This window comes from Shinella sp. HZN7 (assembly GCF_001652565.1).
GTDB lineage: Bacteria > Pseudomonadota > Alphaproteobacteria > Rhizobiales > Rhizobiaceae > Shinella > Shinella granuli.
On the sequence record NZ_CP015736.1, the window covers coordinates 4,408,100 to 4,435,022 of the forward strand.

The 26,923-nt window shown below is 66.1% G+C and carries 26 protein-coding genes; 16 read left to right on the top strand and 10 right to left on the bottom strand.

Annotation, left to right across the window (positions count from 1 at the left end; translation table 11 throughout):
• Positions 1-9: 9 nt before the first annotated feature.
• The 5 genes from shn_RS21100 (at position 10) to shn_RS21120 (ending at position 5,594) form a co-directional block, all read left to right on the top strand.
• Positions 10-726 carry a CpaD family pilus assembly protein gene (locus tag shn_RS21100; RefSeq protein ID WP_371328575.1) on the top strand — a complete coding sequence of 239 codons (717 nt, stop codon included), beginning with the start codon at positions 10-12 and terminating at the stop codon, positions 724-726.
• Between the two features lie 61 nt (positions 727-787).
• Positions 788-2,071, top strand: coding sequence for a CpaE family protein (locus tag shn_RS21105; RefSeq protein WP_064332725.1), 1,284 nt, complete (start codon positions 788-790; stop codon positions 2,069-2,071).
• A 36-nt stretch (positions 2,072-2,107) separates the two neighbouring features.
• Positions 2,108-3,580: a CpaF family protein gene (locus shn_RS21110; RefSeq protein ID WP_064332151.1), complete on the top strand. Its 1,473-nt coding sequence runs from the start codon at positions 2,108-2,110 to the stop codon at positions 3,578-3,580.
• Positions 3,581-3,589: 9 nt separating this feature from the next.
• The gene (locus shn_RS21115) at positions 3,590-4,600 is read left to right on the top strand and encodes a type II secretion system F family protein (protein WP_064332152.1); all 1,011 of its coding nucleotides are present in this window, start codon (positions 3,590-3,592) and stop codon (positions 4,598-4,600) included.
• A gap of 10 nt (positions 4,601-4,610) precedes the next feature.
• A complete protein-coding gene (locus shn_RS21120; protein ID WP_064332153.1) occupies positions 4,611-5,594 on the top strand; it encodes a type II secretion system F family protein in 984 nt (327 codons plus the stop codon).
• A 136-nt stretch (positions 5,595-5,730) separates the two neighbouring features.
• Here shn_RS21120 and shn_RS21125 read toward each other — a convergent pair whose 3' ends face one another.
• On the bottom strand, positions 5,731-6,546 hold the full coding sequence (locus tag shn_RS21125; protein ID WP_084438353.1) for a tetratricopeptide repeat protein: 816 nt from the start codon (positions 6,544-6,546) through the stop codon (positions 5,731-5,733).
• 135 nt (positions 6,547-6,681) lie between these two features.
• Between shn_RS21125 and shn_RS21130 the strand changes: the two genes are divergently transcribed.
• From shn_RS21130 to shn_RS21140, 3 genes are all read left to right on the top strand, one after another.
• Positions 6,682-8,073 carry a M17 family metallopeptidase gene (locus tag shn_RS21130; RefSeq protein ID WP_064332154.1) on the top strand — a complete coding sequence of 464 codons (1,392 nt, stop codon included), beginning with the start codon at positions 6,682-6,684 and terminating at the stop codon, positions 8,071-8,073.
• 67 nt (positions 8,074-8,140) lie between these two features.
• A complete protein-coding gene (locus shn_RS21135) occupies positions 8,141-8,491 on the top strand; it encodes a helix-turn-helix domain-containing protein (RefSeq protein WP_064332155.1) in 351 nt (116 codons plus the stop codon).
• Between the two features lie 37 nt (positions 8,492-8,528).
• On the top strand, positions 8,529-9,395 hold the full coding sequence (locus shn_RS21140; protein ID WP_064332156.1) for an NlpC/P60 family protein: 867 nt from the start codon (positions 8,529-8,531) through the stop codon (positions 9,393-9,395).
• A 37-nt stretch (positions 9,396-9,432) separates the two neighbouring features.
• Here shn_RS21140 and shn_RS21145 read toward each other — a convergent pair whose 3' ends face one another.
• From shn_RS21145 to shn_RS21165, 5 genes are all read right to left on the bottom strand, one after another.
• Positions 9,433-10,392 carry a glyoxylate/hydroxypyruvate reductase A gene (locus shn_RS21145; RefSeq protein ID WP_064332157.1) on the bottom strand — a complete coding sequence of 320 codons (960 nt, stop codon included), beginning with the start codon at positions 10,390-10,392 and terminating at the stop codon, positions 9,433-9,435.
• A gap of 11 nt (positions 10,393-10,403) precedes the next feature.
• Positions 10,404-12,038 (bottom strand): ABC transporter ATP-binding protein, encoded by a 1,635-nt coding sequence (locus tag shn_RS21150; RefSeq protein WP_064332158.1) that lies wholly within the window; start codon positions 12,036-12,038, stop codon positions 10,404-10,406.
• Positions 12,035-13,174 (bottom strand): ABC transporter permease, encoded by a 1,140-nt coding sequence (locus tag shn_RS21155; RefSeq protein ID WP_064332159.1) that lies wholly within the window; start codon positions 13,172-13,174, stop codon positions 12,035-12,037. Before shn_RS21155 ends, shn_RS21150 begins: the two co-directional genes overlap by 4 nt.
• Positions 13,174-14,253, bottom strand: coding sequence for a microcin C ABC transporter permease YejB (locus shn_RS21160; RefSeq protein WP_064332160.1), 1,080 nt, complete (start codon positions 14,251-14,253; stop codon positions 13,174-13,176). Before shn_RS21160 ends, shn_RS21155 begins: the two co-directional genes overlap by 1 nt.
• Positions 14,254-14,405: 152 nt before the next feature.
• A complete protein-coding gene (locus tag shn_RS21165) occupies positions 14,406-16,256 on the bottom strand; it encodes an extracellular solute-binding protein (RefSeq protein WP_064332161.1) in 1,851 nt (616 codons plus the stop codon).
• Between the two features lie 197 nt (positions 16,257-16,453).
• Here shn_RS21165 and mepA point away from each other — a divergent pair, with 197 nt between their 5' ends.
• The 6 genes from mepA to shn_RS21195 all read left to right on the top strand — a co-directional run bounded on the left by mepA (position 16,454) and on the right by shn_RS21195 (position 22,597).
• A complete protein-coding gene (gene mepA / locus shn_RS21170) occupies positions 16,454-17,509 on the top strand; it encodes a penicillin-insensitive murein endopeptidase (RefSeq protein ID WP_064332727.1) in 1,056 nt (351 codons plus the stop codon).
• Between the two features lie 97 nt (positions 17,510-17,606).
• Positions 17,607-17,987: a methylglyoxal synthase gene (locus shn_RS21175; protein ID WP_064332162.1), complete on the top strand. Its 381-nt coding sequence runs from the start codon at positions 17,607-17,609 to the stop codon at positions 17,985-17,987.
• Positions 17,988-18,037: 50 nt separating this feature from the next.
• Positions 18,038-19,063 carry a glucokinase gene (locus shn_RS21180; RefSeq protein ID WP_064332163.1) on the top strand — a complete coding sequence of 342 codons (1,026 nt, stop codon included), beginning with the start codon at positions 18,038-18,040 and terminating at the stop codon, positions 19,061-19,063.
• A gap of 120 nt (positions 19,064-19,183) precedes the next feature.
• Positions 19,184-20,980 carry an ABC transporter ATP-binding protein gene (locus shn_RS21185; protein WP_064332164.1) on the top strand — a complete coding sequence of 599 codons (1,797 nt, stop codon included), beginning with the start codon at positions 19,184-19,186 and terminating at the stop codon, positions 20,978-20,980.
• A 78-nt stretch (positions 20,981-21,058) separates the two neighbouring features.
• The gene (gene dapB, locus shn_RS21190; protein WP_064332728.1) at positions 21,059-21,877 is read left to right on the top strand and encodes a 4-hydroxy-tetrahydrodipicolinate reductase; all 819 of its coding nucleotides are present in this window, start codon (positions 21,059-21,061) and stop codon (positions 21,875-21,877) included.
• 84 nt (positions 21,878-21,961) lie between these two features.
• A complete protein-coding gene (locus shn_RS21195; RefSeq protein WP_064332165.1) occupies positions 21,962-22,597 on the top strand; it encodes a 2,3-bisphosphoglycerate-dependent phosphoglycerate mutase in 636 nt (211 codons plus the stop codon).
• 180 nt (positions 22,598-22,777) lie between these two features.
• On the opposite strand, the gene shn_RS21200 is transcribed toward shn_RS21195, so the two are convergent.
• Both shn_RS21200 and shn_RS21205 read right to left on the bottom strand, forming a co-directional pair.
• Positions 22,778-23,650, bottom strand: coding sequence for a bifunctional helix-turn-helix domain-containing protein/methylated-DNA--[protein]-cysteine S-methyltransferase (locus shn_RS21200; protein ID WP_064332166.1), 873 nt, complete (start codon positions 23,648-23,650; stop codon positions 22,778-22,780).
• Positions 23,651-23,721: 71 nt separating this feature from the next.
• Positions 23,722-24,222, bottom strand: a complete 501-nt coding sequence (locus shn_RS21205) for a DUF2244 domain-containing protein (RefSeq protein ID WP_064332167.1) — start codon at positions 24,220-24,222, stop codon at positions 23,722-23,724.
• Between the two features lie 76 nt (positions 24,223-24,298).
• Here shn_RS21205 and nth point away from each other — a divergent pair, with 76 nt between their 5' ends.
• Positions 24,299-25,054, top strand: coding sequence for an endonuclease III (gene nth / locus shn_RS21210; protein WP_064332168.1), 756 nt, complete (start codon positions 24,299-24,301; stop codon positions 25,052-25,054).
• Here the strand turns inward: nth and shn_RS21215 are convergent.
• Positions 25,044-25,619 carry a TetR/AcrR family transcriptional regulator gene (locus shn_RS21215; RefSeq protein WP_064332169.1) on the bottom strand — a complete coding sequence of 192 codons (576 nt, stop codon included), beginning with the start codon at positions 25,617-25,619 and terminating at the stop codon, positions 25,044-25,046. The genes nth and shn_RS21215 overlap by 11 nt on opposite strands.
• A 139-nt stretch (positions 25,620-25,758) precedes the next feature.
• On the opposite strand from shn_RS21215, the gene shn_RS21220 reads away from it, so the two are divergent.
• Positions 25,759-26,184, top strand: coding sequence for a VOC family protein (locus shn_RS21220; protein ID WP_064332170.1), 426 nt, complete (start codon positions 25,759-25,761; stop codon positions 26,182-26,184).
• Here the strand turns inward: shn_RS21220 and shn_RS21225 are convergent.
• Positions 26,167-26,892: a sulfate transporter family protein gene (locus shn_RS21225; RefSeq protein WP_064332171.1), complete on the bottom strand. Its 726-nt coding sequence runs from the start codon at positions 26,890-26,892 to the stop codon at positions 26,167-26,169. The two genes, shn_RS21220 and shn_RS21225, sit on opposite strands and share 18 nt — an antisense overlap.
• Between the last annotated feature and the right edge of the window lie 31 nt (positions 26,893-26,923).

A 26,923-nucleotide genomic window follows, 5' to 3' on the forward strand; every position in this document is an offset into this window, starting at 1 on the left:
GGACGGGACATGCGCGACACGACCAGCAAGACTTGGCTCCCCGCAAGGAACCGCACCATGCACCAGACCCTGCCGATGCGCGCCGCGCTCGCGGCGACCCTCGTCCTGTCCGCCACCCTGCTTGCCGGTTGCGGCGCGCGGCCGGACAGGTCCGCCACGGCGTCGATCCCGGACGACTACCGCACGCGCCACCCGATCGTGCTGTCCGAGACCGCGCAGACGATGGACATTCCCGTCGCCATCGGCGACCGGGCGCTGACGATGGCGATGCGCGACAACATCCGCGGCTTTGCCGCCGACCATGCCGCAAAATCGCGCAGCGCCGTGCAGATCATGCTGCCGCGCGGCTCGGCCAATGCTGCGACGGCGAACAACCTGCGCAAGGATATCCGCACGACGCTGACGGTGGCGGGCGTGAAGCGCGACCAGTTGATCGAGACGAGCTATGATGCGAGCGGCTACGGCGCCAATGCGCCGATCCGGCTTGCCTTCTTCGCCATCACTGCCCAGACCGGCCCGTGCGGCCAATGGCCGGAAGATCTCGTCGTCAACACGATGGAGAACAGGAACTACCACAATTTCGGCTGCGCATCGCAGGCGAACCTTGCCGCCCAGATCGCCAATCCGATGGACCTCGTGCAGCCGCGCGGCATGACCGAGATCGATGCGGCACGGCGCTCCAATGTTATTGACGATTATCGCGATATCGGCCAACCGCCGCTCTGATCGACGGCTAGGGCAGGCACATATCCATCCGGTCCGCCGGACACCAGGAACGGGCATGACGATGAGCACAGTAGACTACACCATCGAGCGCGGGGGCGCAGCCGAGGCGGAGGAGACGGTCCGGTCCGCCGAACTGGAGGGCGTGCGCCCGCTGCCGCGCATCTCGGTCCATGCCTTCTGCGAAAGCGAGGCCATGCTGCGCACCATGGAGCGTTGCGGCCAGGACCGCCGCATGGCCAAGGTGAGCCTCCGGGTCTCCAGCGCCAGCATCGCGGCGGCGGCCAACATGTTCGCCTCGGCCCCGACGCCGAACCTTTTGATCCTGGAGACCTCGACGGAACCGCGCGGCATCATGGACGAGCTCGCCCCGCTCGCCGAGGTCTGCGATCCCAGCACCAAGGTCATCATCGTCGGCAGCTACAACGACATTCCGCTCTACCGCGACCTCATCCGCAACGGCATTTCCGAATACATGGTCGGCCCCGTCGGCATGGCCGAGATCCTCAACGCCATGTCGACGATCTTCGTCGATCCCGATGCCGAACCGCTCGGCCGCACCATCGCCTTCATCGGCGCCAAGGGCGGCGTGGGGTCCTCGACGATCGCGCACAATTGCGCCTTCGACATTTCGAGCCTCTTTCAGACGGAGGTGATCCTCGCCGACCTCGATCTGCCCTACGGCACGGCCAATATCGACTTCGACCAGGATCCGCCGCAGGGCATTTCCGAGGCGATCTACGCGCCGGAGCGGCTCGACGAGATGTTCCTCGACCGCCTGCTGACCAAGTGCTCCGAGCGCCTGTCGCTGCTTGCGGCGCCCTCCATGCTCGACCGCGCCTACGATCTCGAGCGCGGCTCCTTCCAGCCGATCGTCGAGGTGCTGCAGCGCAGCGCGCCGGTGACCGTGCTCGACGTGCCGCATGCCTGGTCGGAATGGACGCGCACGCTGCTGTCGGAGGTCGACGAGCTGGTGATCACCGCGGTGCCGGACCTTGCGAACCTGCGCAACACCAAGAACATGCTCGACGCCTTGAAGAAGCTTCGGCCGAACGACAAGCCGCCGCACCTGATCCTCAACCAGGTCGGCCTGCCGAAGCGGCCGGAGATCGCGACGGACGATTTCTGCGAACCGCTCGGCATCCAGCCGATCGCGGTCATTCCCTTCGACGCGCAGCTCTTCGGCACGGCCGCCAACAGCGGCCGCATGATCGCCGAGATGGACCGCAAGTCGCCGACGGCGGAGACCTTCTCGCAGATCGCCCATCTCGTGACGGGCCGCGCGACGATCAAGAAACCCAGAAAGACCGGCCTCGGCAATCTGCTCGGCCTCATCGGCAAGAAATAGGCCCGACGGGCGGCGCAACAGACTGGATGAAGTGGCATGTTCGGCAAACGCGGCAATGAAGGTTTCGGCAAGGGCGGCACGGCGGGCCAGGCGTTCCAGGCCACGCCGGCTCCCGTCACGACCGTGACGGCGGAGCGCCCGGTCGTGGCCGCGCCGCCGCCGCCCGCCCTCGAACCGGCCCCCGCCCCGGTGCCTGCGCCGGCTGCCGCCGTGCGCCGCCGTGCGCCGCGCACCGAAGACTATTACGACACGAAGAGCCAGGTCTTTTCCGCGCTCATCGACACGATCGACCTGTCGCAGCTCGCCAAGCTCGATACCGAGAGCGCGCGCGAGGAAATCCGCGACATCGTCAACGACATCATCACGATCAAGAATTTCGCGATGTCGATCTCCGAGCAGGAGGAACTGCTCGACGACATCTGCAACGACGTTCTCGGCTACGGTCCGCTGGAGCCGCTGCTGGCACGCGACGACATCGCCGACATCATGGTGAACGGCGCGGGCAAGACCTATATCGAAGTGGGCGGCAAGGTGCAGGAATCGGAGATCCGCTTCCGCGACAATGCCCAGCTCCTGTCGATCTGCCAGCGCATCGTCAGCCAGGTCGGCCGCCGCGTCGACGAATCGAGCCCGATCTGCGACGCCCGCCTGCCGGACGGCTCGCGCGTCAACGTCATCGCCCCGCCGCTCGCCATCGACGGCACGGCGCTCACCATCCGCAAGTTCAAGAAGGACAAGCTGACGCTCGACCAGCTCGTCCGCTTCGGCTCGATCACGCCGGAAGGCGCGGCGCTGCTCCAGATCATCGGCCGGGTGCGCTGCAACCTCGTCATCTCCGGCGGCACCGGCTCGGGCAAGACGACGCTGCTCAACTGCCTGACGAACTATATCGACCGGGACGAGCGCGTCATCACCTGCGAGGATTCGGCCGAACTCCAGCTCCAGCAGCCCCATGTCGTGCGCCTCGAAACCCGCCCGCCGAACATCGAGGGCGAGGGCGAGATCACCATGCGCGACCTCATCAAGAACTGCCTGCGCATGCGGCCCGAACGCATCATCGTCGGCGAAGTGCGCGGACCGGAGGTGTTCGACCTCCTCCAGGCGATGAACACCGGCCACGACGGCTCGATGGGCACGATCCACGCCAACACGCCGCGCGAATGCCTTTCCCGCATGGAATCGATGATCGCCATGGGCGGCTACACGCTGCCGGCCAAGACGGTGCGCGAGATCATCGCCGGCTCCATCGACATCATCATCCAGGCCTCGCGCCTGCGCGACGGTTCGCGCCGCATCACCCACATCACCGAGGTGGTCGGCATGGAAGGCGACGTCATCGTCACGCAGGACCTGATGCGCTTCGACATCCAGGGCGAGGACGCCAACGGGCGCCTCATCGGCAAGCACACGGGCACCGGCATCGGCAAGCCGCATTTCTGGGAGCGCGCCCGCTACTTCAACGAGGACAAGCGCCTGGCGGCAACGCTCGACGCGATGGAAAAGCCGTAAGGGGCCGGGATGTTCGGACTGGATATCACCATCGTCGCGATCTTCGCTTTGGCGGCCTTTTCCACCGCGGGCCTTGCCTATGGCCTGCTTTTCTCGCGCATCGAGGCGGCGAAGAAGACGGAAAGCCGCATGCGCCGCGTCCAGGCCGCCGAGACCGACCAGGGCAAGGCCAAGGCGGCGCGCGACCGCATGCAGGAACTGTCCAAGCGCCGCAAGTCCGTGCAGGATTCGCTGAAGGACCTGGAAAAGAAGCAGCAGGAACAGACCAAGCGCGTCGCCACCACGCTCAAGGCGAAGCTGGTCCAGGCCGGGCTTTCGATCAGCATCACGCAGTTCTACCTTCTCAGCGCCGCCGCCGGCATCTTCGTCTTCCTGCTGGCCCTTCTTGCCGGCTCAGGTCTTCTCGTCAGCGTCGGTGCCGCCTTCATCGCCGGCGTAGGCCTGCCGCGCTGGGTCGTCGGTTATCTCGTCAAGCGGCGGCTGAACAAGTTCCTCGAAGAGTTCCCCAACTCGCTCGACGTGATGACGCGCTCGATCAAGTCCGGCCTGCCGCTGACCGACGCGCTGCGCCTGATCGCCGCCGAAGGCCAGGAGCCGGTGCGCACCGAATTCCGCCGCCTGGTCGAGGCGCAGCAGGTCGGCCTCAGCGTGCCGGAAGCCTGCGCGCGCATGTTCACCAATATTCCCCTGCAGGAAGTCAACTTCTTCGCCATCGTCATCGCGATCCAGAGCCAGGCCGGCGGCAACCTGTCCGAAGCGCTCGGCAACCTCTCCCGGGTGCTGCGCGAACGGCGCAAGATGAGGGCCAAGGTGAATGCGCTGTCGATGGAGGCAAAGGCCTCGGCTGCCATCATCGGCGCCCTGCCGTTCATCGTCGCCTTCCTCGTCTACCTGACCTCGCCCAATTACATCATGATCCTGTTCCAGGATCCGCGCGGTCATCTCATTCTCGGCATTTCCGCCGTCTGGATGACCATCGGCATCGTCGTGATGCGCAACATGATCAACTTCGACATCTGAGGGGCAGGGCATGTCGGGACTCGTCACCACCCTTACCGATCCGGCGGTGTTGCTGCCGGCCTTCGTGATGATCGCGGTGCTCGCGACGGTCTACACGCTTGCCATTCCCTATCTCGACCGCGGCGACCTCGACAAGCGCATGAAGTCCGTGGCGCTGGAGCGCGAGCAGATGCGGGCACGCGAACGCGCCCGCATGAGCGCCGAGGCCTCCCAGAGCAAGGCCTCGCTGCGCGCCCAGCACAATACGTCCGTGCGCCAGGTCGTCGAACGGCTCAACCTGCGCGAGGCGCTGGTCGACGCCAACACGATGAACCGCCTGCGCCAGGCCGGCTACCGTTCGCAGAACGCGCTCAACATCTTCCTCTTCGCGCGCTTCGTCCTGCCCTTCGTCGTCGCCGCCGCCGCCGCCTTCTACATCTTCTTCCTCGGCTTCCTCGGCGACAAGCCGCTGCCGATGCGCGTCCTGGCGACGGTCGTCGCCGCCTATATCGGCTTCTACCTGCCGAACCTCTACATCTCCAACCGGGTGTCGAAGCGCCAGCTTTCGATCAAGCGCGCCTGGCCGGATGCGCTCGACCTCATGCTGATCTGCGTCGAATCCGGTATTTCCATCGAGGTCGCCTTCAAGCGCGTGGCCGACGAGATCGCCATGGCCTCGCCGGAACTGGCCGAGGAGCTGGTGCTGACCAATGCGGAACTCTCCTTCCTCCAGGAGCGCCGTGCGGCCTATGAAAACCTCGGCACGCGCGTCGGCCTCGATACGGTGAAATCCGTGACGCAGGCCCTCATCCAGGCCGAGCGCTACGGCACGCCGCTCGCCCAGGCGCTGCGCGTGCTCGCCCAGGAATGCCGCGACCAGCGCATGAACGAGGCGGAGAAGAAGGCCGCCGCCCTGCCGCCGAAGCTGACCGTGCCGATGATCCTGTTCTTCCTGCCCGTGCTCGTCGCCGTCATCCTCGGCCCCGCCGGCATCCAGGTCGCCGACCGTTTCTGAAGAGACCCGCAGACCGATCAAAAAGCGCCCCGGTCGAGATATCGGCCGGGGCGAGGTCGTGCTTGGGAGCCAAGTGTCGATAGTTTCAGCAAAACTGTGCGGCGGTTTTGCGTCCGCGCGCATCGGGGAGAAAAGATCAGTTGGTATTGCCGCTATCGTCCGCGGCGAGCTTCTTCCAGGCGTTCTGCTGGGTCAGCATCGAGCGCAGATAGGCGACGTTCGCCTCGGCCTGCTCGGAGGTCAGCTCGCGGCGGGCGATGGTCTCCGCCTCTTGGAAGCGGCCCTGGAGGCCGACGGCGAGCGCCAGGTTCTGCCGTACGCCGCTGTCGGCGCCGGGCTGCGCGGCGGCGGAGCGCAGGTAGGTCTCAGCGGTCTTCAGGTCCTTCGCCAGGAGATAGGACATGCCGAGATTGGACAGGACCGAAGGCTCGTTCGGATTGATGTCGAGCGCCTCGCGGTAGCGCCCGCGCGCCTCGCCGGCGCGGCCGAGCTGGTCGAGGATGGCGCCTTCGGCCGATTTCAGCCGCCAGTCCGGCCGGTCCGGCGTCTGCGCGCGCAGGATCGTGCTCAGCGCCTGTTCGAGCTGGCCGGCGGCGGCCTGCGCCTTGCCATAGGCGGCGAGCACCTCGCGGTCGCTCGGATTGCTGATGGCGACCTGCTGCATGACGGCGAGCGCCTGGTCGTTGCGTCCGGTCATGCGCAGCACATTGGCATAGTTCATGCCGATGGTGCGGTCCTTCGGGTTCTTCTCGTAGGCCCGGCCGATCGTTTCGGCGGCCCCCCGCAGTTCCGTCGCATTCATCTCGGACACCGGCTTGGTCATTTTCGGAATGGAGCCGGTCGTGATGTTGCTCTTGCCCGCACAGCCCGCCACCGCCACCGCGATGGCAAGACATGCTGCGCCTTTCAAAAACCCAGCGCGAAGTGACGTACGCGTGACGGAAGCGGCCATGATCTGTCCCCGAAGCGATTCCCGCATGTCGCGGCGGTCAAGGAATCACGCCGCAATCTCCGCTCCAGCAATAATCTGTTAACCCTAACAGAGTGTTAATCGCCTGATTCTCAAGCCCTGCCCAAAGGTTCCGCCATGGCCCCCTTCCAGTTCATCGACCGGCCCTCTCCCTTCAACACGAAGAACGGCAAGACGCTGCCGATCTTCGCGATCACGCCGGCCCATATCGAGACCGGCACGATCGACCCGATCGCGCTCGACTGGGCGAGGAAGGCTGGCTTCAAGGCGGAATCCGGGGCGCTGCTGATGGTGCCGACGGCGGACGGCCATCTGGGCGGCGCGCTCTTCGGCCTCGGCAGGAACCCGTCCGATGCGCCCTTCCTGACAGGCAAGCTCGCCCGCACGCTGCCGGCCGGCGACTGGCATATCGAAACCGCCCCGCTGACGGCCAACCGCCTGGCGCTCGGCTACGGCCTCGGCAGCTACCGCTTCGAGCGCTACAAGGCCTCCGCCTCGGAAGCCCCGACCCTGCTCATCCCTGGTGATGCCGACGCAACAGACATCAAGCGTCAGCTTGCCGGCGTCTTCCTCGCTCGCGACCTCATCAACACGCCGACCAACGACATGGGCCCCGAAGCGCTGGAGGACGTTTTCCGCGCGCTCGGCGAACACTACAAGGCGAAGGTCTCCGTCATCACCGGCGATGATCTGCTGAAGGAGAACTTCCCGCTCATCCACACGGTCGGCCGCGCCGCCGCGCAGGCGCCGCGCCTGCTCGAACTCACCTGGGGCAAGAAAGGCCACAAGCGCGTGACGCTCGTCGGCAAGGGCGTGTGCTTCGATACCGGCGGCCTCGACATCAAGCCGGCCTCGTCCATGCTTTTGATGAAGAAGGACATGGGCGGTGCGGCGAACGTCATGGGCCTCGCGCTGATGATCATGGACGCCAAGCTGAAGGTGGAGCTGCGCGTGCTCCTGCCGGTCGTCGAGAACGCGATCTCGGCGAACGCCTTCCGCCCCGGCGATATCTACAGGAGCCGCAAGGGCCTCACCGTCCAGATCGACAATACCGACGCCGAAGGTCGCCTGATCCTTGCCGATGCGCTCGCCTATGCGGACGAGGACGAGGCCGACCTCATCATCGACATGGCGACGCTGACGGGCGCCGCCCGCGTTGCGCTCGGCCCGGACCTGCCGCCCTTCTTCACCGACGACGAGGACCTCGCGCACGACCTTACCGAGGCAAGCCTGACGGTGGACGACCCGATGTGGCGCATGCCGCTCTACATGGGCTACGACAAGGACGTTTCCGCCCGTATCGCCGACCTCACCAACGCCCCCTCGGGCGGCATGGCGGGCTCGATCACCGCTGCGCTGTTCCTCAAGCGCTTCGTCACCCGCAACAAGCGCTGGGCGCATTTCGACATCTACGGCTGGGCGCAGGCCGAGCGGCCGCATTCGCCCGTCGGCGGCGAGGCGCAGGCCATCCGCGCGCTCTACCATCACCTGCGCAAGGCGGCGGCCTGAGCGGCGGCTTTTCTTCCGGGAAACGATACGGTATCGTAACGAAAATGCCGTCCTGCCCGGAGACGCCGTGCCGCTAGATCTGACCCCATCGCAGGCGCTCGGCCTCTGGCACGCGGTGACGCTGCAGCAGGTCCACGAGGATGGGCGCGACCTGACCTTGCGCCAACTGGCGATCCTGCTGGAGATCTACCTCGTGCCACCGCCGCATACGGTGCGGGGGCTGGCGGCCAAGCTGGGCGTGACCAAGCCGGTGATCACCCGGGCGCTCGACACGATGGGCGAGCAGGGCCTCGTCACCCGCATGCGCGACGACCGCGATCGCCGCAACGTCATCATCAAGCGCACCGTGGACGGCGCGCTCTATCTCGAACGCCTCGGCGATCTCATCATCGCCCGGGGCCGCGCGCAAAACCCCTGAACCGGCCCCCCTGAACCGGCCCCGTGAGACCAGATCCATGAACGCCCTGCCAGACCGCCGTCTCAACGCCTTCCGACCGGACCTTGCCGAGGAGGCCCTGCGCGGCACCGTTGCGGCCGCGCACTATGTCACGGGCACGCCGGCCGTCGTGGCGCAGCCCGTCGCCGCGCTGCGCCCCCGGCCGGATGCCGCCGCCGGCATCGATACCGAGCTCCTGTTCGGCGAGGGCGTGCGCGTGCTCGACCGGGCGGAGGGCTGGGCCTGGGTGAAATCCGATTTCGACGGGTATGTCGGCTACCTGCCGGAGGCGGCGCTCGATGCGGATGGCCCTGCGGCGACCCCTGCAGCGACCCATGTCGTCGCCGTGCCGCGCACCTTCGCCTATTCCGGCCCGGATCTGCGCACGCCCGCCGCCTTCGCCCTGTCGATCGGTAGCCGGGTAACGGTTGTCGGCGAGAGCGAGACGCGCGGCACCCGCTACCTGACGCTCGCCGGCGGCCAGTCGGTCGTTGCCGGTCATTGCCTTGCGATCGGGGAGCGGGCAGGGGACGACTATGTCGCCATCGCCGCCCGGTTCCTGGAGACGCCCTATCTGTGGGGCGGCCGCTCGGGCTTCGGCCTCGACTGCTCGGCCCTGGTGCAGCTTTCGATGATGATGACGGGCCGCGCCGTGCCGCGCGACAGCGACATGCAGGCCGGCGGCCTCGGCACGCCGATCGAGCGCGCCGCGCTTCGCCGCGGCGACCTCGTCTTCTGGAAAGGCCATGTGGCGATCATGGAAGACGAGGCGACCATCATCCACGCCAATGGCCACACGATGAGCGTGGCGCGCGAGGGGCTGGATGCGGCCATCGAGCGCATCGGCTGGCTCTACGCGCAGCCGACCGGCTATCGCCGGCCCTGACGCGCGCCGGGCCGCGCCGGCCGGCGCAAGCGGGCTCTCAATATCCTGCGCTGCGGTCGACCAGATGCTCCAGCGGCCTGCCGCTTTCGAGCCGTTCGATCTGCGCCGCGACGTGGCGGAAGAGCGCGGCGACATCCGATGCCGCCGAGGCATGCGGCGTCATGAACACCTTGTCCATCTCCCAGAACGGACTTTCGAGTGGCAGCGGCTCCTGCTCGAAGACGTCGAGCGAGGCGCCGTGCAGCGTGCCGTCGTTGAGGGAGGCGACGATATCGGCCTCCACCTGGCTGCCGCCACGCCCGGCATTGATGAAGACCGGGGCGCCGAACGGGCCCTTGCGGCTGAGGCGGGTGAAGAGGCCCGTATTGTAGATGCCCTTCGTCTCCGGCGTCAGCGGCAGGAGGCCGACGAGGATGTCGGTCCTGCCGAGGAAGGCGTCGAGGCCTGCCTCGTCGAACGTCTCGAAGCCCTCCACCTTGCGGCCGCTCTTCGACCAGCCGATGACGTTGAAGCCGAGCATCTTCAGCTTCCTGGCGGAATCCTGCCCGAGCACGCCGAAACCCATGATGCCGACGGTCAGGTCCTTCGCTTCCGGCTGGGCGAGCTCGCGCCAGATGCGCTTTTCCCGCTGCGCCTCATACGCCTGGTGCTGGCGCAGGTGCAGGAGGCACTGCATCACCACCCACTCGCTCATGCGCGTCGTCAGCGTCTCGTCGACGAAGCGCACGAGCGGCACGTTGGGCAGGCCCGGCAGCGTCAGCACATGGTCGACGCCCGCGCCGCCGGAAAACACCACCTTCAGGTCCTTCGCCCGCGAGAAGAGATCGGCGCCCGGCTTCCAGACCACGGCATAGTCGATGCCGGAGAGGTCGCGGTTGCGGTTTGCCGGATGCACGAGATTGATCACCTCGCGGTCCGCAAAGGCGCCCTTCAGCGCGGCGGCGACCTGTTCCTGGTCGAATTTCAGGTCGATGATGACGGGGCTTTTCGTCTGCATGCTGGTTCCTGCTACTGACGGATGCTCTCGCTGCGGACCGCTTCGAGATTGAAGGCAGCGGCCATCAGCGCCTTGGTATAGGCTTCGTGCGGCCGTTCGATGATGTCCCTGGCCGACCCCTTCTCCACCACCTGCCCGCCGCGCATGACGATGATGTCGTTGGCGAGCGCGCGCACGACCTTGAGGTCATGGCTGATGAAGAGATAGGCGAGGTTGTGCTTGGCCTGCAGGTCGCGCAGGAGCTCCACCACCTGCGCCTGCACGCTCATGTCGAGCGCCGAGGTCGGTTCGTCGAGCATGACGAATTCCGGCTTCAGCACCATGGCGCGGGCGATCGCGATGCGCTGGCGCTGGCCGCCGGAGAATTCGTGCGGGTAGCGCCAGCGGGTCGTGGGATCGAGGCCGGTCTCCTCCAGCGCGGCGGCGACGCGGCGGTCGCGCTCCGCCTCGGAGAGCGACGGCTCATGGACTTTCAGGCCCTCTGCGACGATATCGGCGACCGACATGCGCGGCGAGAGCGAACCGAAGGGATCCTGGAAGACGATCTGCATGCGTCGGCGCAAGGGCCGCATCTCGCTGAAGGAATGGCCGGCAATATCCTGCCCGACGAAGGCGATGCGGCCCTTCGAGGCGATGAGCCGCGTCAGTGCGAGGCCGAGTGTCGTCTTGCCGGAGCCGGATTCGCCCACCACGCCGAGCGTGTGGCCGGCGCGCAGCGTGACGTCGATGCCGTCGACCGCCTTCACATGATCGACGACGCGGCGCAGGAAGCCCGCCTTGATCGGGAACCAGACCTTGACGTCCTGCGCCTCGATGACGATGGGCTGGCTGTCGTCGCCCGGGCGCGGCTCGCCCTTGGGCTCGGCGGCGAGCAGGTGGCGGGTATAGGCGTGCTGCGGGTTGGAGAAGATCTCCTCCACCGGACCGGTCTCGACGATCTTGCCCTTGGTCATCACGCAGACCCGGTCGGCGAACTTGCGGACGATGCCGAGGTCGTGGGTGATGAAGAGCATGGACATGCCATGCTCTTCCTTCAGCGACTTCAGGAGCTCCAGGATCTGCGCCTGCACGGTGACGTCGAGCGCGGTGGTCGGCTCGTCGGCGATCAGCAGCTCCGGGCGGTTGGCGAGCGCCATGGCGATCATCACGCGCTGGCGCTGGCCGCCGGAAAGCTCGTGCGGATAGGCGGCGAGGCGCTTTTCCGGCTCGCGGATGCCGACCTGGTTGAGCAGTTCGAGGATTTTGGCGCGCGCGGCCGGGCCCTCGATGTCCTGGTGCAGCTTCAGGATCTCGCCGATCTGCCGCTCGATGGAGTGCAGCGGATTGAGCGAGGTCATCGGCTCCTGGAAGATCATCGTGATGTCGTTGCCGCGCACGTTCCGCAGCGTCGTATCGGACGCCTTCAAGAGGTCCTTGCCGTTGAAATGGACCTCGCCGGAGGGGTGGCTGGCGGCCGGGTAGGGCAGCAGCTTCAGGATCGAGTTCGCCGTCACGGACTTGCCGGAGCCGGATTCGCCGACAAGCGCCACGACCTCGCCGCGGCGGATGTCGAAGGAGACGCGGTCGACGGCGAGCGTGGTGTTGCCGCCCTGGTGGAAGGCGACGGAGAGGTCGCGGACGGACAGGATGGTTTCGGGAGCGCTCACCGGAAGGTCTTCCTCGGATCGAAGGCGTCGCGCGTCGCTTCGCCGACGAAGATCAGCAGCGACAGCATGACGGACATGACGACGAAGGCGGTGAGGCCGAGCCACGGCGCCTGGAGATTGTTCTTGCCCTGCGCGACCAGTTCCCCGAGCGAGGGCGAGCCCGGCGGCATGCCGAAGCCGAGGAAATCGAGCGAGGTGAGCGTGGTGATCGAGCCCGACAGGATGAAGGGCAGGAAGGTCAGCGTCGCCACCATGGCGTTCGGCAGGAGGTGCCGGTACATGATCGTCGCATTGCCGACGCCGAGCGCACGGGCCGCCCGCACATACTCGAAATTCCGCGCGCGCAAGAATTCGGCGCGCACCACGCCGACGAAGCCGACCCAGGAGAAGAGCAGCATGATGCCGAGCAGGATCCAGAAGCCCGGCGGCAGGATGGCGGCGATGATCAGCAGGATGTAGAGCACCGGCATCGAGGACCAGATCTCGATGAAGCGCTGCATCAGGAGGTCCGTCCAGCCGCCGAAATAGCCCTGCACGGCGCCGGCCGTCACGCCGACGATCGCCGAGGCGATGGTGAGCACGAGGCCGAACAGCACGGAGATGCGGAAGCCGTAGATGACGCGGGCGAGCACGTCGCGCGCCTGGTCGTCGGTGCCGAGCCAGTTGAGGTTGGCGAGCGTGCAGTTCGGGTCATCGGCGCCGCCCGGATAGCCGGCGCACCGCTCTTCCCCGGCCATCAGCCAGAAGGGCTTCGTCGGCGCGGAATGCGGGATGTTGGAATTCGTCGTGTTGTAGGAATAGCGGATCGGCGGCCAGATCATCCAGCCATTGGCCTCGATCTCTTCCGTGATGAAGTCCGAGCGATAGTCCGTCTCGGCAAGGAAGCCGCCGAACTTCTCCTCCGGGTAATCGACAAGGACGGGAACGAGGATCTCGCCCTTGTAGGAGGCAAGGACCGGCCGGTCGTTGGCGATGAACTCGGCGAACAGGCTGAGGATGAAGATGACGAGAAAGATCCACAGCGACCAGTAGCCGCGGCGGTTCGCCTTGAAGTTCTCCCAGCGGCGCAGGTTCGTCGGGTTGAGCAGGCCTTTCCTCGGCGGGGCGATCGGCGTTGTCTCCGTGACGGCGCTCATCACACGTCCCTCCGCTCGAAATCGATGCGCGGGTCGACCCAGGTGTAGATGAGGTCGGAGATGAGGCTGACGACGAGGCCCATCAGCGAGAAGATGAACAGCGTCGCGAAGACGATCGGATAGTCGCGCCGCACGATGGAATCATAGCCGAGGCGGCCGAGGCCATCGAGCGAGAAGATATATTCGATGAGCAGCGAGCCGGTGAAGAAGGCCGAGATGAAGGCGCCGGGGAAGCCGGCGATGATGATCAGCATGGCGTTGCGGAAGACATGGCCGTAAAGCACCTGCCGCTCGTTGAGACCCTTCGCACGGGCGGTGGTGACATATTGTTTCTTGATCTCGTCGATGAACGAGTTCTTCGTCAGGAGCGTCGTCGTGGCGAAGGCGGACAGCAGCAGCGTGATCAGCGGCAGCGTCATGTGCCACATGTAGTCGAGCGGTTTCTGCCACCAGGCGAGGCTGTCGAAATTGTCCGAGACGATGCCGCGCAGCGGGAACCAGTCGAGGAAGGAGCCGCCGGCGAAGAGCACGATCAGGAGGATGCCGAAGAGGAAGCTCGGCACGGCGTAACCGATGATGATGATGCCCGAGGTCCACACGTCGAAGGCCGAGCCGTCCTTCACCGCCTTGCGGATGCCGAGCGGGATGGAGATGGCGTAGGAGAAGACGAGGATCCACACGCCGAGCGAGATGGAGACCGGCATCTTCTGGGCGATCAGGTCGACCACGGAGGTGTTGCGGAAGAAGCTCTCGCCGAAATCGAAGCGCAGATAGTCCCACATCATGGTGAAGAAGCGTTCGAGCGGCGGCTTGTCGAAGCCGAACTGCTTTTCCAGCTTGGCGATGAATTCCGGATCGAGGCCGCGCGCGCCGCGATAGGCGCTGTCCTGCCCGACATCCTGCAAAACGTCGCCGCCACCGCCGGAGAGGCGGTCGCCGGAACTCTGGCTGGTGAGGTCGGAAATCACCTGCTCGACCGGGCCGCCCGGGGCGAACTGCACGATCGCGAAGGAAATCGCCATGATGCCGAAGATCGTCGGGATCATCAGCAGGATGCGTCGCAGGATATAGGCGCCCATCAGCGATTACCCGCTGCAGCCGGTTGCCGGTCTTCTCGTCTTGGCGCAGTCCCGTCGGTCAAGCCCAAACCTTCCTTCTGCCGCCGCTTCGCGCGGCGGTGATTCGTCATCGCTATATGGAGCCGAGGACGCCGCACGGCGCAAGCCCCGGCTCATTTCGCGGCATTCTTCGACCACCAGACATCGGGAAAACCGAGGCTGTAATAGGGCAGCTCCGCCGGGCGGGCGAGGTGGTTCCAATAGGCGACCTGCTGGGATTTGGAATAGAACATCGGCACCAGAAAGTGATGGGCGAGCAGGACGCGGTCGAGCGCATGGGTCGTCGCCACCAGTTCGGCGCGGTTCGGCGCGAAGACGATGCGGCGGATCAGTTCGTCGATCGCGGGATCGGCGATGCCGGCATAGTTTTTCGAGCCCTGCTGGTCGACGGAGGCCGAGCCCCAATAATCGCTCTGCTCGTTGCCCGGCACCAGCGTCTGCGCCCAGATGCCGTAGATCATGTCATAGTCGAAGGCGCGCACGCGGTTGGTGTATTGCGAGGCGTCCACCGTGCGGATGCGGGCGTCGATGCCGATGTCGGTGAGGCTCTTGACGTAGGGCAGGACGGTGCGCTCCTGCGAAGGATTGGAGAGCAGGATCTCGATGCCGAAGGGCTCGCCCGTCTTGACGTTCGTCATCTTCCGGTTCTTGAGCTCGTAGCCCGCCTCCTTGAAGAGCATCATGGCCTTGCGCAGGTTCTCGCGCGTCTTCTGCGGGTCGCCGGCGACGGGATTGGTGTAGGGCGTGGTGAAGACGGCGGGCGGGACCTTGTCCTTCAGCTCTTCGAGGATTTCCTTTTCGCGCCCTTCCGGCAGGCCGGAGGAGGCCAGCTCGGTGCCCCAGAAATAGCTGTCGATGCGGTTGAGCCTGCCATAGGCGAGGTTCTTGTTGAGGCTTTCGAAGTCGTAGGCGTAGTTCAATGCCTCGCGCACCCGCTGGTCCTTGAACCGCTCGCGGCGCAGGTTCGGCACGAAGGCCTGCATGATGCCGACGGCACGCAGCGGGTTTTCGATCTCCTCGCGCACGATGCGGCCGTCCTTCACCGCCGGAAAATCATAGGCCGTCATCCAGTGGCTGGAGCTGTTGTCGCGGTAGAAGTCGACATTGCCGGCGCGGAAGGCCTCGAACTCCACGTTCCGGTCGCCGAAGAACGTATAGCTGATCACGCCGAAATTGTTCTGGCCGACATTCACGTTGAGGTCCTTGGCCCAATAGTCGTCGCGCCGCTCGAAGCGGATCGAGCCGCCCGCCTGGAAGGAGGCGATCCTGTAAGGCCCCGAGCCCATGACGGGCTCCAGCGTCGTGCGGCCGATGTCGCGCTTGTTGCCCTTGGCGTCCGTTCCTTCCCACCAGTGCTTCGGCACGATCGGGAACTGGCCGAGAATGTTGGGGAGCTCCTGGTTGTTCTTCTCGTCGAAGCGGAAGGTGACGTCGCGTTCGCCGGTCTTCTCCGCGGAAATCACATGGCGGTAGTAGTTGGCAAGAAGCGGATTGTGCTCCTTCGACTTGTCGAAGGAGAAGATCACGTCCTCGGGCGTCACCGGCTGGCCGTCGGCCCACGTCGCCTCCGGGCGCAGGCGGAAGGTGGCGTAGGCGATGTCGTCGGGATAGGAGACGGCCTCGGCGAGCAGGCCGTAGGAGGCGGTGATCTCGTCGTCGGCGGATTTCAGCAGCGTGTCGAAGACAAGCGACGTGACGCCGGTCGCGGCCTCGCCCTTCGAGAGAATGGGATTGAAGGTGTCGAATGTGCCGGTCTCGGACAGTTTCAGTTCGCCGCCCTTCGGCGCGTCCGGATTGACATAGTCGAAGCGATCGAAGTCGCCCGGGCGCTTCAATTCGCCGATGGTCGAGATGCCGGTGCGCCAGACGGGCTCCTTCGCCTCCTGGGCCCTTGCACCGCTCGCGGCCGCCAGCGACAGGGCGAGGGCGATGGTGAACACGATTTTCCCGGAGGCTGCCTGCATGCCGAAATCCCTTTCGTTTCGTTTGCCGAAGCGTGAACCAGAGAATAGGCAAAATCCGGGCAAATGACAGGTCTGCCATGAAAGGGGCGGTTTTTGGCGTGCCTATTCCGGGCGACGATTCACTTCCGCGAAAGGATGATCCCTTAACCTTTCGTCAGCGATTGCGATTTTCAGACCGGACGACGCCCGTGCATTCCATGCTTTCCCGATTGACCACCTGCCTTCTTGCCGCCGGACTTGCGCTGACCGCGCTTGCCGGGCCGCTTGCCGCCGAGGAGCGGCCGGCCAAGGAACTGTTCGGCGCCAAGCGCCTGCCGGCCAGGATGGCGGCGAGCCCCTATGGCTCCTATGCCAAGGGCTGCATTGCCGGCGCGGTGGCGATCCCGACGGACGGCCCGGCCTGGCAGGCCATGCGCCTGTCGCGCAACCGGCGCTGGGGGCATCCCGACATGATCGCGCTCATCGAACAGTTTTCGCAGGATGCGCAGAAGCTCGGCTGGCCGGGGCTGCTGCTCGGCGATATTTCCCAGCCGCGCGGCGGGCCGATGCTGTCGGGCCATGCCTCGCACCAGGTCGGGCTCGATGCCGACATCTGGTTCACGCCCATGCCCGACCGCCGGCTTTCGGCCGAGGAGCGCGAAAAGCTGCCCTTCACCTCCATGCTCGACAAGAGCAAGTTTCTGACCGTCGATTCGCGCCGCTGGACGTCTACGCACGCGCGGCTGGTCATGAAGGCGGCGAGCTACCCGCAGGTCGAGCGCGTCTTCGTCAACCCGGCCATCAAGAAGAAGCTGTGCGAGACCTGGCAGGGCGACCGCGCGCTGCTCGGCAAGGTGCGGCCGATCTACGGCCATGACGAGCACTTCCATATCCGCATCAAGTGCCCGGAAGGCGCGGTCGGCTGCAAGCCGCAGGCCCGCGTGCCGGCCGGCGACGGCTGCGATCAGTCGCTCGCCTGGTGGTTCACCAAGGAGCCGTGGGCAAAGCCCACGCCGAAGAAGGACGCCAAGCCGGTCAAGCCCTGGTACGTCAAGATGTCGGACCTGCCCAAGGCCTGCGGCACGGTGCTCGCCAGCGCCTCGCCCGCCTCCGAGCAGGAGGTGACCTACCGGGGCAATGGCGGTGTTTCCTCCACCGCGCTCGCCTTCTCCGGCGGCGGCGAGAGCCCGGCAGCCTCCATCGAATCGGTGATCGCCGCCGACACGACGCTGCCGGCCATCGTGCCGATCCCGATCCCGCGGCCGTTCCAGTAGCGCTGCATAGCCCCGTGCCTGCCAAGCCGGGGCTTTTCAAGCCACCACCGCTTTTGTATAAGGCGTTCAAATCGATTTAAAATCGCAGGGAACGCCCATGTCGCGCCAGAAATGCATCGCGCTCATCGCGCATGACGAGAAGAAGGACGACATGGCCGCCTTCGCGCGGCAGAACGAGAAGGTGCTGGCGCAGGCGAAGATCGTCGCGACCGGCACGACGGGCGGCCGGGTGCTGGAGGCCTGCCCGGGCCTCGACGTCACCCGCCTCAAGAGCGGCCCGCTCGGCGGCGACCAGCAGATCGGCGCGCTGATCGCGACGGGCGAGGTCGATCTCCTCATCTTCTTCGTCGACCCGCTGACCCCCATGCCGCACGATGTCGACGTCAAGGCGCTGATGCGGCTCGCCATCGTCTACGACATTCCGATGGCGCTGAACCGCGCGACGGCCGAACATCTGCTCGACTTTGCCGCCGTTTGACGGCACGTTCACCGGAAACCACCTCCACGCGAAATGAACGGGACAGCCTGATGGTACGGCCGAACGACAGCGAAACGAACTTCCCCTTTCCCATCCTGATCGGCGATATCGGCGGCACCAATGCGCGCTTTGCGCTGCTGGTCGATGCCTTCGCCGAGCCGAAGCAGTTCCCGATCGTCCAGACGGCCGATTTCAAGAATATCGATGACGCGCTCCAGCAATGCATCCTCGACACGACCTCGGTGCAGCCGCGTTCGGCCATCCTCGCACTCGCCGGCCCCATCGAGGGCGACGAGGTGCCGCTGACCAATTGCCCCTGGGTGGTGCGCCCGCGCGACATGATCGCCAATCTCGGCTTCGACGAGGTGCTGCTCGTCAACGATTTCGAGGCGCAGGCGCTCGCCGTCGCCTCGCTCGATGAGGGCGACCGCGAGAAGATCGGCCCCGGCACCGAGCGGCAGGCCGCCTCGCGCACTGTGCTCGGCCCCGGCACGGGGCTCGGCGTCGCCGGCCTCGTCTATGCGCGGCATAGCTGGATCCCGGTCCCAGGGGAGGGCGGCCATGTGGATGTCGGCCCGCGCAGCGAGCGCGACCACCAGATCTGGCCCTTCCTGGAGCCGATCGAGGGCCGCATCTCCGCCGAGCAACTGCTGTGCGGCCGCGGCATCATGAACATCTACCATGCCGTTTCGGCCGCCGACGGCGTCGATGCCCCGCTCGAAACCCCGGCGGACGTCACCTCCAAGGCCTTGGCCCAGGAGGACCGCGCGGCGATCGAGACCGTCTCGCTGTTCTCCACCTATCTCGGCCGCGTCGCCGGCGACATGGCGATGATCTTCATGGCCAAGGGCGGCGTGTTCCTGGCCGGCGGCATCTCGCAGAAGATCCTCCCCGCCCTGCGCGGGCCGGAATTCCGTGCCGCCTTCGAGGACAAGGCGCCGCACAGCGCGCTTTTGAAGACGATCCCGACCTATGTGGTCACCCATCCGGTCGCAGCCCTTGCCGGTCTTTCCGCCTTCGCCCGCATGCCGGACCGCTTTGGTGTTGCAACCGAGGGACGCCACTGGAAAAGGTGAAGCCTCCGCCGGCGCTTCGCCGCGCCCCGGACTCGCCAAAGAGGGGCCGAGCCCCTATAGAGCGGGTCCAGCGCGGCACATCCTCCCGGTGCCGCAGGACCGTGCAGGAAAGTCAGTTTATTGGCCGATAAGAGTCGAACCGAGCGCCCACACGTCAGCTCCGACACCGTCGCCACCGTGCTCAAGCGCATCATCGCCGAAAACGGCCGCGAGCACGTCCGTGGCTATATTCTGGCCATCCTCTGCCTCGCCGTCGTCGCCGGCACGACGGGTTTTACCGCCTGGATCATGGAATCGGTGGTCAACGAGGCCTTCGCCAACAAGCGCGCCGACCTCGTCGCCCTCATCTGCGGCTCGATCTTCATCGCCTTCGTGCTGCGCGGCTTCGCCACCTATTACCAGGCCGTCATCCTGTCGAAGATCGGCAACAACATCGTCGCGCGCTATCAGCGCCGGCTCTATTCGCACCTGATGGCGCTCAGCGTCGGCTATTTCAACGAATCGCGCTCGGCCTATCTCGCCGCCCAGATCAGCCAGAACGTCACCGGCATCCGCGATGTCCTGAACATGACGGTGACGTCGGTCGCGCGTGACTTCCTGACGCTCGTCGCCCTCATCGGCGTGATGATCTCCAAGGACTGGCTGCTGACGCTGATCGTCTTCGTCGTCGCCCCGCCGCTCCTGATCGGCCTGCGCTACGTCTCCAGGCGCCTGCGCAGCGCCACGCGCGAATCCGTCGAGCTCAACAGCCATGTGCTCGGCGCCATGCAGGAGACGATCCAGGGCATCGCCATCGTCAAGGCCTTCACCATGGAGGCGCAGCTTAAGACCAAGGTCGAGGGCATCATCGACCGGGCCGAAAGCCGCTCCAACCGCATCGCGCGGCTGACCGAACGCACCGCGCCGATGACCGAGACCTTCGCCGGTGCGGCGATTGCCGGCGTGCTCGCCTATGCGGCCTATCGCTCGATCTATGGCGGCGTGCTGCCGGGCGCCTTCTTCTCCTTCGTCACGGCGCTGCTGATGGCCTACGACCCGGCAAAGCGCCTCGCCCGCCTGCAGGTCTCGCTGGAGCGCGCGGTCGTCAATGCCCGCATGATCTACGAGGTCCTCGACCTGAAGCCGCGCCAGGCCGACCGGCCGGATGCAAAGCCTCTCGTCGTTTCCGATGCCACGATCACCTTCCGGGGCGTGCGCTTCGGCTATTCGGAAAACGAGGCGATCCTCAAGGGCGTGAGCTTCATCGCCGAGGGTGGCCGCACGACGGCGCTCGTCGGGCCGTCCGGCGCCGGCAAGTCGACGGTCATCAACCTCATCCCGCGCTTCTACGATCCGGAAGAGGGCGAGATCCTCATCGACGGGCAGGACATCGCCCATGTGACGAAACAGTCGCTGCGCAACGCCATCGCCTATGTCTCCCAGCAGCCCTATCTCTTCGAGGGCACGATCCGCGACAATATCCGCTACGGCCGCCCCGATGCGACGGATGCGGAGATCGAGGAGGCGGCGCGCCATGCCTATGCGCATGATTTCATCCTCGCCCAGCCGCTCGGCTACGACACGCCCGTCGGCGAGAACGGCGTGACGCTTTCCGGCGGCCAGCGCCAGCGGCTGTCGATCGCCCGTGCGCTGGTGCGGGGTGCGCCGATCCTCCTGCTCGACGAGGCGACCTCGGCGCTCGACACGGAATCCGAGCAGGCGGTGCAGAAGGCGCTCGACGAGGCGATGAGCGGGCGCACCGTGGTCGTCATCGCGCATCGGCTCTCCACCATCGTGCGGGCCGACAAGATCATCGTCATGCAGGGCGGAACGGTCGCCGAAGAGGGCACGCACGAGGCGCTTGCGAGCCGGGAGAACGGTCTCTACGCTCGCCTCAACAGCCTCCAGGCACCCGCCGCTGGCAGCACGGGCAAATAGGTCGCTCCAAAAGGGTGACCTTGCGGAAAGACAGGAACGGGAGCGCGCCGGCGCTCCGCAGAAGGGATGGAACGGGACATGAGCGGCAACGCAATGAAGCTGGTCGTCGTGGGGGCGGCGGGCCGCATGGGCCAGACGCTGATCCGCACGATCCACGCGATCGAGGGCGCGGCGGTCTTCGCGGCGGTCGAGCGCGAAGGCTCGCCCTTCATCGGCCGTGATGTGGGAGAGCTTGCCGGCCTCGGGCCGATCGGCGTTCCCGTCACCGACAAGCCGCTCGAAGCCTTCGTCGCGGCGGAGGGCGTCCTGGATTTCACGGCACCTGCCGCAACGATCGAATTTGCCGGCCTCGCCGCGCAGGCGCGCATCGTGCATGTCATCGGCACCACCGGCTGCTCGCCGGCCGATGACGAGAAGATCAAGGCCGCCGCCCGCCATGCCCGCATCGTCAAGTCCGGCAATATGAGCCTCGGCGTCAACCTGCTCGGCGTCCTCACCGAGACCGCCGCCCGCGCGCTCGGCCCCGGCGACTGGGATATCGAGGTGTTGGAAATGCACCACAAGCACAAGGTCGATGCGCCCTCGGGCACCGCGCTGCTGCTCGGCAATGCGGCCGCGAAGGGTCGCGGCATTTCGCTTGCCGACCATTCGGTGCGCGTGCGCGACGGCCATACCGGGCCGCGCCCCGCGGGCTCGATCGGCTTTGCCACGCTGCGCGGCGGCTCGGTCATCGGCGAGCATTCGGTGATGCTGGCCGGCGAGGGCGAGATCGTGACCCTGTCGCACAGCGCGACGGACCGCTCGATCTTCGCCCGCGGTGCCGTGCAGGCGGCGCTCTGGGCGCGCGACAGGAAGCCCGGCCTCTATTCCATGCTCGACGTGCTCGGGCTCAACTGATCTTTTCTTTCTTTTTCGCATCGGTTTATCCGAAAACCGGTATCCACTTTTCGGAACGATGCTAACCCTCAGGAGACAGACCATATGAGCGGAACTCTCGTCCTCGTTCGCCACGGCCAGAGCGAATGGAACCTGAAAAACCTCTTCACCGGCTGGCGCGATCCGGACCTGACGGAGCTCGGCGTCGAGGAGGCCAAGACCGGCGGCAAGGCGATCGCCGAGACCGGCATCAAGTTCGATGTCGCGTTTACCTCCGATCTTTCCCGCGCGCAGAAGACGCTGTCGCTCATCCTCGACGAGATCGGCCAGCCCGGCCTGGAGACGATCCGCGACCAGGCGCTGAACGAGCGCGATTACGGCGACCTCTCGGGCCTCAACAAGGACGATGCCCGTGCCAAGTGGGGCGAGGAGCAGGTGCATATCTGGCGCCGCTCCTATGACGTGCCGCCGCCGGGCGGCGAGAGCCTGCGCGACACCGGCGCGCGCGTCTGGCCCTACTATCTCACGGAAATCCTGCCCCGCGTGCTGCGCGGCGAGAAGGTGCTCGTCGCCGCCCACGGCAATTCGCTGCGTTCGCTGGTGATGGTGCTCGACAAGCTGACGAAGGAAGAAATCCTGAAGCTCAACCTCGCCACCGGCGTGCCGATGGTCTACGTGCTGAACGCGGATTCGACGGTGAAGTCGAAGGACGTGCTCGGGGACATGTCCGGCGCGCACTGAGCGCTGTCCTTTGACCCCTTCCGGCCGGCAGGGCCCCTCATCCGCCTGCCGGCACCTTCTCCCCGCAAGCGGGGAGAAGGGGATATGCCGCATCGGCTTGCTAAAACAACAGCGTGGTGTGGGGCACGTCCCCTCTCCCCGCCTGCGGGGAGAGGGTTAGGGTGAGGGGCAGCCCGCTCATCAGGCCTTGCCCGATTCCCAGCCCAGCATCGCGCGCTTGCGCGTCAGGCCCCAGTGGTAGCCCGTCAGCGCCCCGCTCTTGCCGAGCGCCCGGTGGCAGGGCACGACGAAGGAGATGGGGTTGCGGCCGACGGCGGCGCCGACGGCGCGCGAGGCGGTCGGCTGGCCGAGCTTTTCGGCGATCGACGAATAGGTGACCGCGCAGCCCATCGGAATGCGCAAGAGCGCTTCCCAGACGCGGACCTGGAAATCCGAGCCGATCAGCACGACGCGCAGCGGCGCCTTGGAATCCCAGCGCTTCGGATCGAAGATGCGTTCCGCATAGGCGGCGGTCGCCTCGCGGTCTTCCACATAATGCGCGTTCGGCCAGCGCGAGGACATGTCCTCGAAAGCGTCCATGCCGTCGGCCTCGTCGGTGAAGGCAAGGCCGGCAAGGCCGCGGTCGGTGATCATGACGAGCGCCCCGCCGAAGGGCGAGGGGTGCAGGCCGTAGCGGATCGTCAGGCCCGCGCCGCGCGCCTTCCATTCGCCGGGCGACATCGCCTCGTGCGTGACGAAGAGGTCGTGCAGGCGGCCGGGGCCGGAAAGGCCGACCTCGAAGCTCGTCTCGAGCAGCGGCAGTTCCTCCTGGCGCAGCAGCCGCTTGGCATGGTCGAGCGTCACCGCCTGCAGGAAGGCCTTCGGCGAGAGGCCGGCCCAGCGGGTGAAGGTCTTCTGCAACTGCGTCGGCGACTGGTCGAGCCGGCCGGCGATTTCATCGAGGCCCGGCTGTTCGCGGTAATCCTCGGTGATGAGCTCGATGACCCGGCGGACGGTCGTGTAGTCGTCGCCCTCGGGCGTGATGTCGGTCTTCAGGGTTGCGGCAATGTTCATCGTTCTTCTCCTGTGCCGCCAGAAAAGCACGCCCCCGCCGCGCCCGCCACCCGATTCCTGCGAGAACCGCCCTAGTAACCGCGCTTCACGCGGGCGAGCGCGCCGGAAAAGGCCGAGGCGAAACGCTCGCGGTCGTCGAGCGGCAGGAAGGTGCCGACATCCGTCTCACGGCCGTTGCCGCGCACATGCATGGCGGTGATGCCGATCTTCGCCTTGCGCGAGACGAGGAAGCGCGCCCAGAACGGGTTGAAGACGTGCTCGGTCTCGCGGCCCGACGGGCTGATCTTGCGGATCGAGATGTTGGTGCGCGAGAGAAAGACCACCTCGCGGGCCTTCGCCGCCCGGTTGTTCAGCCAGAAGGCGCCGAAGAGCACGAGGAAATCGAGACCGAAGAACAGGACGACCGGCCAGGCGCCGGAGATCATGAAAACGGCCATGTGGGCAAAGCTGAGCGCGCCCGTAATGAGGAAGAAGATGCGGTGGCCGCTCTGCCCGAGCGACCGGTAGGGGTGCAGTTCGGCGGAAAAGACCGGCAGGTCGTTCATCGCGATGTCGGCGTTGCCTTGCGTCATGGGGCATGACTATAAGCAAGTCGCGCAAAACTGTGTAGCGGTTTTGCGGCGATGACATGCGTCCTGCGGAAGCACCATGGAAAACGGAACGATCAAGAAGAAAGCGGCGCCCCGGCGCAAGGCGCCGGCGCGGCCGAAGAGCCTCTATTCGCAGGACGAGCTGAAGGAGATCTTCCGGCGCTTCTCCATCCAGCGGCCGGAGCCGAAGGGCGAGCTGGAGCATGTCAATCCGTTCACGCTCGTCGTCGCCGTGGCGCTGTCCGCCCAGGCGACGGATGCCGGCGTCAACAAGGCGACCCGTGCGCTCTTCAAGGTCGCCGACACGCCGGAAAAGATGCTGGCGCTCGGCGAGGAGAAGGTCCGCGACTACATCAAGACGATCGGCCTTTACCGCAACAAGGCGAAGAACGTCATCGCGCTCAGCCAGATGCTCGTCGACCGCTTCGGCGGCGAGGTGCCGCGCACCCGCGAGGAGCTGGTCATGCTGCCCGGCGTCGGGCGCAAGACGGCGAATGTGGTGCTGTCCATGGCCTTCGGCGAGGCGACGCTGGCGGTCGACACGCATATCTTCCGCATCGCCAATCGCCTCCGCCTCGCGCCCGGCAAGACGCCGGACGAGGTGGAGGACCGGCTGATCCGCATCATCCCGGACGAATATCTCTACCACGCGCACCACTGGCTGATCCTGCACGGGCGGTACTGTTGCAAGGCGCGCAGGCCGGAATGCGAGCACTGTATCATCGCCGATCTGTGCAAGTCGCCGGAAAAGACCTGCGACGTGCCGGCACCGCTCGTGGAGCTGCCGCCGCAGCTTTTCGGCCCTACGCCCTGACGAGCCCGTCCAGCAGGCTGGCGACCGCGTCCTCATAGGCCTTGCGGTCCGCGCCCGTCTCGATGGCGATCGCCGCGCGGTCGAAGGCGGCGGAGATGAGGTCCGTCAGGGCCTGCAGCCTTGCTGCGTCCACGCCCTTGCCGATGAGGTCGGAAAGCCCTGCCTTCAGCGTGCCCTCGGCATTGTCCCGGTCGATCGCGCCGGCGCCCTCGAAACCGAGCACGGCGGGGGCCTCGAGCAGCAGCAGGCGCGTGCGGCCGGGCACCGCCATCGCATCGAAATAGGCGGCGGCGCCTGATAGCAGCGCCTCGCGCGGCGAGCCGGCGGGCAGCGAGACCGTGTCGATATGGGCGGCGACGGCCGCCGCTTCGCGCTCCAGCGTGGCGCGGAACAGCGCCTTCTTGTCCTCGAAATGGTGATAGAGCGCGCCGCGCGTCACCCCGGCCTCTGCCACGATGTCGGGCGTCGCCGTGTCCGCATATCCCCTGTCCACGAAAAGCCGCCGGGCCGCCTCGATCAGCGCGAGGCGGGTCGCTTCCGTGCGCTCCTTGTTGCTGCGTGCCATTTTTCCCCTTTACATACAATCAGAATGTATGTTAATTGATAGAAACATGCAGATTGTATGTTTATTGCGCCGGCAAATCCAGCAAAACCCTGCATGGTTTGCCGTCCGACATGTGGAAAACGCAAAAAGGAGCAACCCGATGAAGACGACCAGCTATTATCCAGTGATCATGACCGACGACGTGGCGGGCACCGCCGCCTTCTTCGAAAAGCACTTCCGCTTCGAGGCCCTCTTCACCAGCGACTGGTACATCCATCTCCAGTCCAGCGAGGACGAGAAGGTGACGCTCGCCGTGCTCGACGGCAGCCACGAGACGATCCCGGCCGTCGGCCGCGGCAAGGTTTCCGGCCTGTTGCTGAACTTCGAGGTGGAGGACGTCGATGCGGTCTATGAGGCGGTGCGCGCCGCCGGCCTGCCGATCCTGCGCGACATCCGCGACGAGGACTTCGGCCAGCGCCACTTCATCACCGCCGATCCGAACGGCGTGATGATCGACGTGATCACGCCGATCCCGCCGAATGCCGATTATGCGGCCCTGTACGACGCGTCAGTTCTGCCGCAGTGAAAAGCCGGGGTCCTTGCCGCTCAGCGCCTTGTGGAGATGCACCATGAGGCCGGCGGCAAAGAGCGGCGTCAGCAGGTTGACGATCGGGATCGCCAGGAAGGCGGCAATGAGCAGGCCGGCGATCAGCACCGTCGCGGCGTGCTTGGCCCGGAACAGGCGCGCCTCCGCCGGCGGGCGGTGGCGCATCGCCGCGAATTCGAAGAATTCCCGGCCGAGCAGGTAGCCGTTGACCAGGAAGAAGGCGACGAGGTTGACGCCGGGAATGAACAGCAGGAAGAGGGCGAGAAGGTTGCCGAGGATGACGATGCCGAGGAACTTGACCGAGCCGGCGATCGCCTGGCCGAGCGGCAGCGCCTGGCCGGCAGCCTGTCCGGGATAGTCGCGCTTCTCGATGACCTCGGCGACGTCGTCGAGGAAGAAGCCGGCGATGATCGCCGTCACCGGCGCGAGCAGGAGGGCAAGCCCGAGCGCGAGGCCGATGCTGGCGAGGATGCCGAAGACGAAGGTGAGCCAGCCCGCCCATTCCGGCAGGTCGGGCATCACCATGCCCTGCAGGAAGGGCCAGGCGAAGGCGGTGAAGGTTTCCCGAAGGCCGAACCACAGGACGATGAGCGCGAGAAGGGTGAGCCCGATGACCTTCCAGAACACGCCCCGTGTCTCGGGGGCGAAGAGATTGGCGAGCGAAAGGCGGGCGGCGTTGAGGATCATCGAAAACTCCTGTTCGTTCCCGCATGTAGGA

Excerpts from the sequence above, each read along its gene's own strand:
- shn_RS21100 (WP_371328575.1), top strand. The coding sequence starts at position 10 with ATGCGCGACACGACCAGCAAGACTTGGCTCCCCGCAAGGAACCGCACC.
- shn_RS21105 (WP_064332725.1), top strand. The coding sequence starts at position 788 with ATGAGCACAGTAGACTACACCATCGAGCGCGGGGGCGCAGCCGAGGCG.
- shn_RS21110 (WP_064332151.1), top strand. The coding sequence starts at position 2,108 with ATGTTCGGCAAACGCGGCAATGAAGGTTTCGGCAAGGGCGGCACGGCG.
- shn_RS21115 (WP_064332152.1), top strand. The coding sequence starts at position 3,590 with ATGTTCGGACTGGATATCACCATCGTCGCGATCTTCGCTTTGGCGGCC.
- shn_RS21120 (WP_064332153.1), top strand. The coding sequence starts at position 4,611 with ATGTCGGGACTCGTCACCACCCTTACCGATCCGGCGGTGTTGCTGCCG.
- shn_RS21125 (WP_084438353.1), bottom strand. The coding sequence starts at position 6,546 with ATGGCCGCTTCCGTCACGCGTACGTCACTTCGCGCTGGGTTTTTGAAA.
- shn_RS21130 (WP_064332154.1), top strand. The coding sequence starts at position 6,682 with ATGGCCCCCTTCCAGTTCATCGACCGGCCCTCTCCCTTCAACACGAAG.
- shn_RS21140 (WP_064332156.1), top strand. The coding sequence starts at position 8,529 with ATGAACGCCCTGCCAGACCGCCGTCTCAACGCCTTCCGACCGGACCTT.
- shn_RS21145 (WP_064332157.1), bottom strand. The coding sequence starts at position 10,392 with ATGCAGACGAAAAGCCCCGTCATCATCGACCTGAAATTCGACCAGGAA.
- shn_RS21155 (WP_064332159.1), bottom strand. The coding sequence starts at position 13,174 with ATGAGCGCCGTCACGGAGACAACGCCGATCGCCCCGCCGAGGAAAGGC.
- shn_RS21160 (WP_064332160.1), bottom strand. The coding sequence starts at position 14,253 with ATGGGCGCCTATATCCTGCGACGCATCCTGCTGATGATCCCGACGATC.
- shn_RS21165 (WP_064332161.1), bottom strand. The coding sequence starts at position 16,256 with ATGCAGGCAGCCTCCGGGAAAATCGTGTTCACCATCGCCCTCGCCCTG.
- mepA (WP_064332727.1), top strand. The coding sequence starts at position 16,454 with ATGCTTTCCCGATTGACCACCTGCCTTCTTGCCGCCGGACTTGCGCTG.
- shn_RS21175 (WP_064332162.1), top strand. The coding sequence starts at position 17,607 with ATGTCGCGCCAGAAATGCATCGCGCTCATCGCGCATGACGAGAAGAAG.
- shn_RS21180 (WP_064332163.1), top strand. The coding sequence starts at position 18,038 with ATGGTACGGCCGAACGACAGCGAAACGAACTTCCCCTTTCCCATCCTG.
- dapB (WP_064332728.1), top strand. The coding sequence starts at position 21,059 with ATGAGCGGCAACGCAATGAAGCTGGTCGTCGTGGGGGCGGCGGGCCGC.
- shn_RS21195 (WP_064332165.1), top strand. The coding sequence starts at position 21,962 with ATGAGCGGAACTCTCGTCCTCGTTCGCCACGGCCAGAGCGAATGGAAC.
- shn_RS21200 (WP_064332166.1), bottom strand. The coding sequence starts at position 23,650 with ATGAACATTGCCGCAACCCTGAAGACCGACATCACGCCCGAGGGCGAC.
- shn_RS21205 (WP_064332167.1), bottom strand. The coding sequence starts at position 24,222 with ATGACGCAAGGCAACGCCGACATCGCGATGAACGACCTGCCGGTCTTT.
- nth (WP_064332168.1), top strand. The coding sequence starts at position 24,299 with ATGGAAAACGGAACGATCAAGAAGAAAGCGGCGCCCCGGCGCAAGGCG.
- shn_RS21215 (WP_064332169.1), bottom strand. The coding sequence starts at position 25,619 with ATGGCACGCAGCAACAAGGAGCGCACGGAAGCGACCCGCCTCGCGCTG.
- shn_RS21220 (WP_064332170.1), top strand. The coding sequence starts at position 25,759 with ATGAAGACGACCAGCTATTATCCAGTGATCATGACCGACGACGTGGCG.
- shn_RS21225 (WP_064332171.1), bottom strand. The coding sequence starts at position 26,892 with ATGATCCTCAACGCCGCCCGCCTTTCGCTCGCCAATCTCTTCGCCCCC.